Annotated in this window: 9 protein-coding genes; 1 reads left to right on the top strand and 8 read right to left on the bottom strand. The window is 34.7% G+C overall.

From position 1 onward, the window contains the following. Positions 1–899: 899 nt before the first annotated feature. The 3 genes from ABI657_RS05540 to ABI657_RS05550 all read right to left on the bottom strand — a co-directional run bounded on the left by ABI657_RS05540 (position 900) and on the right by ABI657_RS05550 (position 3,817). A complete protein-coding gene (locus ABI657_RS05540) occupies positions 900–1,733 on the bottom strand; it encodes an SDR family NAD(P)-dependent oxidoreductase (protein ID WP_348096247.1) in 834 nt (277 codons plus the stop codon). Between the two features lie 75 nt (positions 1,734–1,808). Further along, on the bottom strand, positions 1,809–2,714 hold the full coding sequence (locus ABI657_RS05545; protein ID WP_348096248.1) for a helix-turn-helix transcriptional regulator: 906 nt from the start codon (positions 2,712–2,714) through the stop codon (positions 1,809–1,811). Between the two features lie 236 nt (positions 2,715–2,950). Beyond that, positions 2,951–3,817, bottom strand: coding sequence for an SDR family oxidoreductase (locus tag ABI657_RS05550; RefSeq protein ID WP_348096249.1), 867 nt, complete (start codon positions 3,815–3,817; stop codon positions 2,951–2,953). A 152-nt stretch (positions 3,818–3,969) separates the two neighbouring features. Here ABI657_RS05550 and ABI657_RS05555 point away from each other — a divergent pair, with 152 nt between their 5' ends. After that, positions 3,970–4,323 carry a helix-turn-helix domain-containing protein gene (locus ABI657_RS05555; protein ID WP_348096250.1) on the top strand — a complete coding sequence of 118 codons (354 nt, stop codon included), beginning with the start codon at positions 3,970–3,972 and terminating at the stop codon, positions 4,321–4,323. A 27-nt stretch (positions 4,324–4,350) separates the two neighbouring features. Here the strand turns inward: ABI657_RS05555 and ABI657_RS05560 are convergent, their stop codons facing one another. The 5 genes from ABI657_RS05560 to ABI657_RS05580 form a co-directional block, all read right to left on the bottom strand. Continuing rightward, positions 4,351–5,583 (bottom strand): hypothetical protein, encoded by a 1,233-nt coding sequence (locus ABI657_RS05560; RefSeq protein WP_348096251.1) that lies wholly within the window; start codon positions 5,581–5,583, stop codon positions 4,351–4,353. Between the two features lie 132 nt (positions 5,584–5,715). Then, complete coding sequence (locus ABI657_RS05565; RefSeq protein WP_348096252.1) at positions 5,716–6,411, bottom strand: DUF4397 domain-containing protein; 696 nt, start codon at positions 6,409–6,411, stop codon at positions 5,716–5,718. A gap of 212 nt (positions 6,412–6,623) precedes the next feature. Then, on the bottom strand, positions 6,624–7,370 hold the full coding sequence (locus ABI657_RS05570) for a LytTR family DNA-binding domain-containing protein (protein WP_348096253.1): 747 nt from the start codon (positions 7,368–7,370) through the stop codon (positions 6,624–6,626). A gap of 35 nt (positions 7,371–7,405) precedes the next feature. Next, positions 7,406–8,377: a histidine kinase gene (locus ABI657_RS05575; protein WP_348096254.1), complete on the bottom strand. Its 972-nt coding sequence runs from the start codon at positions 8,375–8,377 to the stop codon at positions 7,406–7,408. Positions 8,378–8,410: 33 nt separating this feature from the next. After that, positions 8,411–9,292, bottom strand: a complete 882-nt coding sequence (locus ABI657_RS05580; protein WP_348096255.1) for a DUF6268 family outer membrane beta-barrel protein — start codon at positions 9,290–9,292, stop codon at positions 8,411–8,413. Positions 9,293–9,714: the final 422 nt, after the last annotated feature.

Here is a 9,714-nt window from a genome sequence, read left to right on the forward strand (position 1 = left end):
ACTTATTAGATTAGTAAATGTAGAATTATAACCTCATTTAAACAAGATGTAAACGTGCTTAACCCCTTTGATATCGGGACTTAAGATGAAATTTTGTGGCACATTTTCGAAATTTCCAAGTGTGCCACGAATGTGCCACAAAGATTTTGTTCGATTTTATAAATATTGAAAAGTGGTATAAAAGAAAAAACCCTGCAAATCGTTGGATTTGCAGGGTTTACCGCTTTTTTTAGGCTTTTTTGAAAACTTTGAAAATCTTGTTTTTCCTTTGTTTTCGGGCCTTCGCGGAGAAAGAGGTTCCGCTGATTTTATGTCAATTCCAGTAAATACAAGGATTGCGATATATTATTTAAGTGAGGGTCACCTATAGGGTCACTTGGCCTTCAGCGTATTAAATTAATACAATTTCAAAGATAAGAAATAAACAAACGTGTGTCAATTATTTACCCAGAAATCCCCATATAAATAATTACTGAATTATAGATTAATAAATTGAAAGATAAAGTATACTGTGACCTCGGCTGGACAAATTTCTATAAATTTTATGGAGGATTTAAAGAGATTAGCTTACTACTGGTAGAGAATGTCTTTGAGTGGCTTCAGTAATTTGGTTTGGATGTCCTGTTTGGGATTGAGGCAAATTTTTGTATATAACTTTAAATGTGATATGAGAGCTGCACATTCGCACCTAACTGTCGAATCACTTGCCAATACTAGTTATTTACTTTTAAAATAATGCTGTGTCATGATGTCTCCACAGAACTAAAAATGTTGGCAATTGAGAAAACAAGTAACTCAACTGCCTTAACCTTTTGATCCAAAAAAGTTATCCACTCCAGGGTTAATTAACGCTTAAGACTTAAAGTCATTTTTATAGTGAATGTATTTTTGGTCTGCTATTACTTAAAGTCTGTAGATACTGATACTGCTTCCCAATCAGACATTTCTTGATTCAATTGCTGGATTTTACTTTTTGCCCTGTTAAAAGCATCGCTTCCTAAAAACAAGTTTACCGGTGGATTTTTGCTCGATACCAACTCCAAAAAAGCATCTGCAATTTGATCGGGATTTCCAAGTTGTACCCCATCCATACTGTTCATTTTTTCATGATATTCTCGAAGATAGCTATACTCTTCAATCTGGTTTTTATTGTAAGCAATGGAATCAGGTGTTGCAAAACTTGTTCTAAACCACCCAGGCAAAACATTTGTAACATGTAATCCAAGCGGTTTTAAATCATTTGCAAGCGCTTCAGATAATCCGCTTAATGCAAATTTTGCAGCACAATACATTGACCATCCCAACCCTGGAGCGAAACCGGCTATTGATGAAATATTAATGATGTTACCTGAACGGTGTTCTCTGAGATAGGGTAAGGCTTTCTGAATGACCCTTACAGCGGCAAAGAAATTAACTTCGAAATTTTCGTTCATTTCGTCAGAGGTAAGTTCTTCAAGTGCACCTCCTAAACCATAACCTGCATTATTTACTATTACATCGACCTTGCCAAACTTCTCAATTGTTTTAGTAAACGACGACTCAATGGATTGCTCGCTTTTTAAATCTACCTCCAAGGCCAGAAACCTGTCTCCGTATGTTGCGAACTGGTTAAAAACATTCACCGTTCTCGAGGTGGCTGCTACTCTGTGGCCTTTGGAAAGCAGTTCTTTTGTTATGGACAATCCCATTCCTTTAGAAGCTCCCGTAATATACCAAACTTTAGTTGTGCTCATAATTTTTATTTTGAGACAAAGTTAAAACAGATAATTAGGGTAGTTTTGTTAAAATAGCACCATTTTTTGTCAAATTCAAACCTTTCTAATTGATGAGGGATTGCTGTTGGTTTGTTTTTTAAAAAAGTTATTAAAATGTGCCTGGTCCTCAAAACCGAGGGCATAACTAATTTCTGCAATACTCCAATTAGTATATTTAAGCAATGCTTTTGCTTCGGTAGCAAGCCTTTCGAAAATATGGTCTGTAGTAGTGTGTCCTGTAGTTTTTTTAATTGCTCGATTGAGATAATTAACATGAACAGAAAGCCTTTCCGCTATGGCTTTGGGGGACCTTAACTCAAAACGCTGAGATGTCGACTCTATAGGGAATTGCCGCTCAAGAAGTTCCGTAAATACAGCTGTAATTCGTGAGGCGGCATCAATATGCCCAAAAAGGTCTTCAGCCGGTTGCAGCTGTAAAGTTATGTAAATCAATTCGGTGATGTAACTCTTAATTAATTCATACTTATAGATATAATCCTTTTCAGTAGCGATAATGATCTTTTCAAAAATTGCAATAATCTCTGCGTATTCATTGTCATTGAGTTTGAATACAGGATACAATCCCACAGAAAATAGGGGTATTTCATTTAGATTAATTCGGAAGTTGTCCTGAAAGAATTCCTCTTTAAATACACAAAAACATCCTTTAGTATTCGCCTGAACTGTATCATAAGAGTATGGTACCTTAGGGTTGAAAAACAACAATGTATTGCCATTTACCTCAATACTGCTGTCGCCGTAATGAAATATATTATTCCCTGAATAAAGCATGATTTTAAAAAAGTCCCTGCGAATATAGGATGTTGATGTTGTATTAGCTGCAATACGATCTTCAATTCTAAAGACGTTAAATTGTCCACTATGCTTATTGCGATTCTGTGATAAATCGTTGAATTTATATCGGTAAAACTCCTCAAGTGATTCTGTTGATTTTGCCATAAAGTAATGTGTTTTGCAAATTTCAAACTTTTTTGCTTAGCAGACATAACTTTTACTGACTTATTAAGTATTATTTAATAATTATTGCAGCATTTGCATATATTTTTTTCAATATAATTTAACACAAAAAAGCTTTGTGATTGCTTACAATCTTTTTTTATGATTATTTCAACTTTATTTTAGGTATCAAATCCAAATACTTTGTGGCAGCAAAGTTATATCCACCGTATAAGAGGCTAGATCTTATTGCCATAAATCTCTTTTAAGGCTTCACTCAAATTCTTTGGTTTTCTTCCTAATAGTTGTTCCAAGTTTGGAGATACGATTTCGTATTGATGATTTCTAATGTCTGTTGTGAAACCAGATGCAACCATTATCATCCTTTCAGGTATACCTAACTGCTTCAATATATCGGGAAAAGTGACAGCATCTGCATCAGTGTAATAAACATCTTCTCCGGCTATTTCAGAAAGAATCTCTGCCACATCTTGATATGAATACATTTCAGATCCTGTCAATTCATAAATTCTACTTTCGTTATCAGTTTGCAGAAGTGTATTAGCTATTGCTTCACCCATTTCTCTGCGAAGGGCATATCCGACTTTTCCGTTTCCTGCAGGTAAATAAATACCTTTTTCAAAAACTTCTTTACCAACATATATCGGAATCATATCTGCATACAAAGAGTTTCGGAAAATAGTGTAAGTCAACCCGGTTTTCTTGATGTAATTCTCTGTTTGGAAATGACTTTCTAAATGTGCGCTTACAGCTGAAGAGGCCACATCCTTTATCAGTGCACTGGTATATGCGATATGCATTACACCTGCTGTTTTGGCGGCATCAATTAGATTTTTATGCTGCTGATAACGGTGATGATCTACTGTAGAAATCAACAAAACTTTATTAATTCCCTGCAAGGCTTTCTGCAATGATTCCACATCATTCAAATCCCCTATGATAACCTGTATGCCTTTGTCACGCAAGGGTTGTGCTTTGTCTAGGTTTCTTGCCAAACAGATAATCTCATCTGGAGATTTCTTTTTCAATAATTGTTCTATTACTGCTGAGCCCAAATGTCCTGTTGCTCCTGTTACTAAAATCATAGTTTAAAATATTAATGTTATTAATAATGCAAAGTTAGCCTGAAGTTTAACTGCTTATACTTCTGTTACCAAGTGGTAAGTAGTTACCAAATGGTAAGCAATAGGGAATAAAGTTATCGGTTTTCCGTATCTTCGTTATGATAATAAAAAACATGAGAGAGAAAATTTCCTTAACAGAGACGTGCAGGCAAAACATTCAAGGCGTAAAAGACACGCAGGATCTTTTGAGCGGCAAATGGAAAACTTCAATAATCGGTATGCTTTATTATAATGATAAATCGCGATTTATGGAGATTCATCGTCATATAGCCGGACTAGCTCCTAAAGTGCTTTCCAAGGAATTGAAAGACCTTGAAATGAATCATCTGGTAAAACGAACAGTACAGGATACAATGCCTGTCACAGTGGAATATGAATTGACAGATGAAGGCAAAAGCTTAAAACCTGTTATAGAAGCAATGGGAAATTGGGGAAAAATTTATCGGCAAAAACTTGTCCTCAAGTAAGATCGTCTTATATTTTAAACCAAATATTTATTGTTTCTTTACATAAAAAGAGAATCCAATACCAAAATTAAATGAGAAACCTGTAAAACCGGAAATAGAACCAATAGGCTGATCAAATTCAGAAAAAGTATATTGAATATTAGTAGTCAAAAATAATGTTTTATTGAGTCTGTAATTCATTGCTGTTATGCAAGTAAGAAAAAGAGCTTGCTGGCTGGAGATATTGCTTTGACCATATGAATTTCCTACTCCGCCAATTGTTGCTGACTGGCTTTTACTTCCTGCCTTTGCTGTTAGACTGCCTGTCAAAGCTTCGAAATAGGTACTAAATCTATTTTTACTAAAAACAATCATTCTCGCTCCTATGCCCAGTCTGTAAAGACCTGCCCCTTTTCCAGAACCCTGTACGGTTATGCTTCCGTCCGGACCTTCACTAATCTCATCAATTCCTTTTTCTACCCCTTGCCGGATTAATCCAAAATTTGCACTCAGGCCAAATCGATTACTTATATAATAACCTGTAGTTATGTTCCAAAAAGTATTGATGTCAGAAAAGTCGATACCACTCTGCTTGTCAAAAGAAGCAAAGTGATTTTGATCAATATATTGTTGTCCGTAAGTGATATCAATAAACATCAATTTTTTCCAATTGCTGGACAATTGCAGCGCATTTTTGCTCTCCTTAATTTTTTCTATATCCAAGCTGGTGGGAATTTCATATTTTAAAGAAGTCAGGGTGTTTCTTTTTTTAATTTTTGTAATTGATTTAGCAGGAAAAACGTTTTCATTACATTGGAGCATGGTATTATCCTCAGCAACACAAATTCCGGAAATAATTGTATTAAGTTCGTTAATTTTCTCGCATGATAATGGATTCTTACTGGGCCAATACAGAAATATCCGGTTACGATCAAAGCTGTCATTTTCAAAATTTTGTTCAATAAAATTTTTCAGGAAATCATATACCTTATTTTCATCTAAATTTTGAAACGGCAGGTAATAAAACCATGTAAAATCAATCATACTTTTTCCTTCATGTTTGTTTAAAGTATCGTTTTTGAATAGCTCTTCCATGTTTTCCTCAGGCTTTCCCATAATGATTGCCACATTCATACCTGGCAGATTATCGAGATGGCCTTTGTAATTAGAGTAAGCTGTGTAGGCAATGTCGCGTTCTTTAAATTTAAAGTTCCTATTGGTTTGTCCAAGAAGTATTTGTGTGATGAAAATCAGTAAAAATAGTGGTATAGTGTTTTTCATTAAAGATAAAATAGTTGAGGTTTAGTTTTTTTGATCGTTATACAAACCAAATGAAGAGCATACCAAATGCAAGGATATCTGAGATATCCTTGCATTTGGTAATTTTATCAAACGCAGTTCAAAAATGAAGCACTAAAAGTTTACGATTGTTTTAGTCGAAAAAGTGTCATTACTGCCGCTTGGCGGGGTAACAAAACCTTTGGTGTAAATAGTATAAATTCTGCCAGGTCTGAGTTCGAAATCTTTTTGAGAAAATAATACATGGTCGGTGCCGGTTTTATAAAAAGTAAAATCATAAAAACCACTTGATACTTCGATAAATTCACTGTCTTCCTTAAAAGACAGATCAGCTGCAAAATCTTTGGTGGCGCTCTTTATATCTATGGCCTGGGAGTCAGATGAAAGATTTATAAAACGTACAACTGCATTATTGCTTTTAGGATAGGTGACAAAGTCGTTATAAGATACGAGTTCTATATTATTGAAGGTATTGACGGCAAAAACGCTGAAATAGTCGCCATTTTTCAGGTCAATATCCGTTTGTGCCAATATATCTCCAGCATTGTTTTTAATGCTAAAAGTTCTTTTGCCAATATAGAAATTGTAATAGCCAAAAGTATCGGTATAATTCAGGGCAGAAGAATTTATCTTGTTTTCATCTGAGAAAAAGTCTAAACTGCCAGAATTAGGGCTCGCATTGGTAATAGTTCCGCGGGCAGCATCCTGTTGTTCTACATAATAGCAATCATCGTCATCATCATTACAAGATATTAAAGTTGTTACCGACATTGCAATGATCATTAATTTGAAAATAAATAGTTTCTTCATAACATAAAAGTTTTATTGTTTATACAAACAAAACTATTGACTGTTAAGCTTTAAACAAATCAAAATATAGATGAATTGAACAAACAAAAACTTCAATTGAACATTTCAGACATTGAATTGAATTGCAATGTTTTTTTCAATTAAAGATTAAATAGCAATTAGTAAAAAGAAATTATCAGAATTGACCTGAGAGTAGAGATGAACAGTATAAACTAGGATTCCAGCCAATCTTTAAAAATAGTAACTTTTAACCTGCTCACAATTAATTTTTCTGATAGGCTGAACTTTGTTTGAACAATGACTTTTCTATTGAAATACGGCTCAATAGACAATACTGCTTCTTTATTGATCAAAACCTGCCTGTTGATGCGAAAAAATTGTTTAGGGTCACAAACTGATTCGATGTACTCCAGATTTTTGAACAAGGAAAATTTTTCACCGTTAAAGGTGTATACATAAACAGTTTCAAATTCAATGTAAAAAAGAGCAATATCTTTTACATATCTTACCAGTGTTTTATCTCGATATTGTGTCAGAAAGCTTTGCTGGTACTGAGTTGTAGCAGGAAATTGTAAAGGTGTAAATGATTTATCCCTAAAAGTTTGAGCCAGCCTTTTGTATTTGTTTAGTGCGGCGTGAATATCTTCCTCCTTGAAAGGCTTGAGAATATAATCAATGCCGTTGTTTTTAATGGCTTGTAAAGTATACTCATCATAAGCGGTACAAAACACAACGGGAACAGTAACGTAAATATGGTTAAAAATCTCAAAGCTATGCCCGTCGGCTAACTGAATATCCAGAAAAATCAAGTCTAACTTCTGCTGGTGTTTACTTAAATATTGCACGGCTTCTGCTACCGACTCCAAACGTTCGGTTACCAAAAAATCTTTATCCTGCTCAATTATTTCTTTCAGTAACTTGGAAGTATGCAATTCGTCTTCTACTATCAGTACGTTCATATTATTTCTGTTAAGAATTTAGATTACATCGGGAATTAAATAAGTTTAAGTTTTACCAGAAAGTAATCTTCTGTCGATTCAATATCCACTCCGTTTTCAATGTTTAATAACTCATACCTTTTTTTTAAATTTTCTAATCCGTAGCCTGAAGATGAACTGCCGGTTATCATGGGCTGGACATTATTTTTAATTTCAATATAGTTGTGGTCACTTTTGATATCAATATACAAAGGTATTTTCGATGTCATCATATTATGCTTAAAACAGTTTTCTACCACGGTTTGTAATGCCAATGTAGGAATTTGGCGTTCGTACAATTCTTCTGCAATGTGAATACTGATTTGTACGGCGTGCTCATTTCTGTTCTTCATTAGAAATAAATAGGATTTTAGGACCTTTACTTCATCACTGAGATTTATTAATGTACCTTCGTTATATCGTAAAGTCTGCCGGTAAAAGTCGGAAAGACTCAGGATAAACCGTTCAGATTTCGGGTCCTGATGCCGCACCATTGTACGAAGGGTATTGAGGGAATTAAATAAAAAATGCGGATCGGCTTTGGTGCGTAATGCTTCTAATTGAACCTTGTAGTTTTCTGTTTGTATCTGCTGTTTTTCCAGTTCCAATTGTGCTACTTTTTTATTAGCACGAAAGGCATATTGAATTATTAAAAATGGAATAATGGCAATAAAATACCTCACCACAAACATCCATTGTAAATTCTTATTTTGAAAAAGCGGTGTGAGCAGAAATATATTATAAACTATAATAATTAACGCGGTTGCTGCTATTATTGATTTAAGAAATTGGTATGTTTCTGCTTTTTTAGAAATATAATCCAGCAGCAGCCAAAGCAGGTAAAGTATTGTAGAAACAGCGACCCAACGAAATAACACCAACGAATCAAAATCAGTAATGTTGCTAATGCCCCTGGTCGTAATCGCATTTAATGCCGGAAATAAGATACATAAAGCAATGGGCAGTATTTTTTCGATGGGTAATTTCATTTTTCTGATAAAGTTACAAAAAGATAAGGTTTTCTAGAACGCTTTGAGTGAAATACCCACTTGGAAATTCAATCCTTTGCTGTCAATTTCATAGATAGGGTCTGGCTTTTTACCTAAAGGAATCGTAATAATTGTCCAGGGTGTACTAGCTGCTTCATCATAAAGTTTATAGCTCTGTTTAATATTTTTACCAATGCCAATATTTAGCTGCCACCTTTTTGCAAACTGGTATTCAAGCTTTGCCAAACCAATCCATTGATTGACCTGGATATACTGATTGTTACTTTCCGTTGCTGAAAGCCTATAGCTCGATGCATCGGCGGACAATTCAATCCCAGCACTCCATTTATTATTAAAATGATAAAGTACTTTTGGTTTGATGGGGAACTGTCCGGTAATGCTCCATTTATCATTGGGTTTGTAATCTACATCAATGAACGGAATAACCTGGTTACCGAAAAACTGTCTGGAATAAGCCAGACCCCAGCCTGTACTGAACTTTTCGGAATGTTTCACTCTGTAACGCAGGCCTGCAGTATACCTGAAATCTTTACCGCTCACATCCTGTAAATCCGAAAACAATCCTGCTTGACCAAAAAAGGTCAGGCTTTTTCTATCGGATAATTTGTAAATCCAGGCTCCCTGTAAAGTGAGACCGTGTAAATTGCCGGTATAATCCGCCGGGAAATTATGCAGTGACAGATTTTTGTAGCCCAATATTCCCACAATGGTATGCTGTTTTTTTTGGAACACCGGAAGTTTGAGTTTTACATCAAATAAATTGGCTTTAGCAGCAGTGTCGTTATATTTTAATGTCGAAACGGCATAGTTGACATTCAATATATCCCTATCCTGAGCAAGTAAGGTATTTGCAAATAAGAATGCCGTTAATAAAAGGTACTTGTGTTTATTCATCTTTATTTTTTGTAGATATTGCAATACATAAATCAACATTTATAAAAATGCCTATCAATGAAGAAATACTTTTTACTCGCCTTTCAAAGGAAAAATATTGTATTGAAGTACACTTCTGTTTTACTGTATTATTGTTGTTGTCTAATGTCTCTTGTCGCATTTCTGCCTCCGGCCAGCACACTACTTTAAAAGGGAATAATTTGAGGCAGGTTTGATAATTTCTATCTAAAATTTGCTAACCGTCCCAGTGAACCGATTGCTCCTATATTATTGATTTTTTTCACCAACAGCGACGTAGCGTTCAGTACCGTTTTCGGAGATAAGTTTTTCGTAATATGTATTATCGATTTTGTAATATTTCTTACCGCTAATTGTTATAGTTTCGGCTCCCTCAGGAAGACCAGTTAGAAAGGCTTCTTTCG

This window comes from Flavobacterium sp. (assembly GCF_039930565.1).
Taxonomy (GTDB): Bacteria; Bacteroidota; Bacteroidia; order Flavobacteriales; family Flavobacteriaceae; genus Flavobacterium.

What these genes read in the sequence shown, in the direction of transcription:
- ABI657_RS05540 (WP_348096247.1), bottom strand. Translation starts at nt 1,733, where the DNA reads ATGAGCACAACTAAAGTTTGGTATATTACGGGAGCTTCTAAAGGAATG.
- ABI657_RS05545 (WP_348096248.1), bottom strand. Translation starts at nt 2,714, where the DNA reads ATGGCAAAATCAACAGAATCACTTGAGGAGTTTTACCGATATAAATTC.
- ABI657_RS05550 (WP_348096249.1), bottom strand. Translation starts at nt 3,817, where the DNA reads ATGATTTTAGTAACAGGAGCAACAGGACATTTGGGCTCAGCAGTAATA.
- ABI657_RS05555 (WP_348096250.1), top strand. Translation starts at nt 3,970, where the DNA reads ATGAGAGAGAAAATTTCCTTAACAGAGACGTGCAGGCAAAACATTCAA.
- ABI657_RS05560 (WP_348096251.1), bottom strand. Translation starts at nt 5,583, where the DNA reads ATGAAAAACACTATACCACTATTTTTACTGATTTTCATCACACAAATA.
- ABI657_RS05565 (WP_348096252.1), bottom strand. Translation starts at nt 6,411, where the DNA reads ATGAAGAAACTATTTATTTTCAAATTAATGATCATTGCAATGTCGGTA.
- ABI657_RS05570 (WP_348096253.1), bottom strand. Translation starts at nt 7,370, where the DNA reads ATGAACGTACTGATAGTAGAAGACGAATTGCATACTTCCAAGTTACTG.
- ABI657_RS05575 (WP_348096254.1), bottom strand. Translation starts at nt 8,377, where the DNA reads ATGAAATTACCCATCGAAAAAATACTGCCCATTGCTTTATGTATCTTA.
- ABI657_RS05580 (WP_348096255.1), bottom strand. Translation starts at nt 9,292, where the DNA reads ATGAATAAACACAAGTACCTTTTATTAACGGCATTCTTATTTGCAAAT.